Here is a 974-nt window from a genome sequence, read left to right on the forward strand (position 1 = left end):
CCAGCTCGGGGTGAGCTACCGCAGCGCCTGGCTGATGAAGCACAAGATCCTCGAAGCCATGCGCGTGGCCGAAGGCGATCGCAAGCTCGACGGGCGCATCGAGGTCGACGACGCCTACTTCGGCGGCGAGTTCTCCGGCGGCAAGACCGGGCGCGGCACCGACAACAAGGTGCCGTTCGTGGCGGCGGTGCAGACTTCCCCCGAGGGCCGCCCGCTGTACGCCTGCCTGAGCGCGCAGCCGCCCACCAGCGAGGCCATGCGCGCCTTCGCTGCGCGCCACATCGCGCCTTCGGCCACCGTAGTCTCGGACGGGCTGTGGTGCTTTCGCGCGACCACGCGCCTGGGCGCCCAGCACGAGCGCATCGTCACCGGCGGGGGCAAGGCCAGCATGAAGCTGCCGCAGTTCAAGGCCGTCAACACGCTGCTGGGCAACCTGAAGACCGCCATCACCGGGACCTACCACGCCTTCGACTTCGCCAAGTACGCGCACCGCTACCTCGCCGAGTTCCAGTTCCGCTTCAATCGCCGCTTCGACATGAAAAACATCCTGCCTCGCCTGCTGCAATGCCTGCTGGCCGCTCCGCCGTCGCCAGAGCACTGGCTGCGCACTGCTGAGCTTGCTCGCTAATCAGGTCGTGCGAAGCGCGGACGGTCGTCATGCCGGAAGTTTCGCGTGTCTGCCCGTATCGATCATGGCGCTGATGTTGGCCTAAACGATCAGCTCGCCAATGGTTGGCAGTTCCTTCCGACTCGCGCCTTGCGTGTGAACCTGAATCCAGCAGTTCACCGTCCGTCATCGCGCGCTAAGCGAGCACTGGCGCGGCTTTGACGGGTCTTGGCACACTCACCCGATGGGTGAGAGCAAACAACGCATGCGCGAGGTGGCCCTGGCGGCCGAAGTGGCGGCCGGCGCGCCGCAGGTGGTGGACACGCTGGGCGGGCGCATGCACGTGCGCTGGGACGAGGGTGCGGCG

The 974-nt window shown here is 67.1% G+C and carries 1 protein-coding gene; it reads left to right on the forward strand.

What is annotated here, in order from left to right:
• Positions 1-628 (forward strand): IS1595 family transposase (locus DRV96_RS17760; protein WP_119293612.1); only part of this gene is annotated, 628 nt, incomplete at its 5' end.
• Positions 629-974 lie beyond the last annotated feature (346 nt).

Origin of the sequence: Azohydromonas sediminis (assembly GCF_003574675.1) — a bacterium.
Classification (GTDB): Bacteria; Pseudomonadota; Gammaproteobacteria; order Burkholderiales; family Burkholderiaceae_C; genus Calidifontimicrobium; species Calidifontimicrobium sediminis.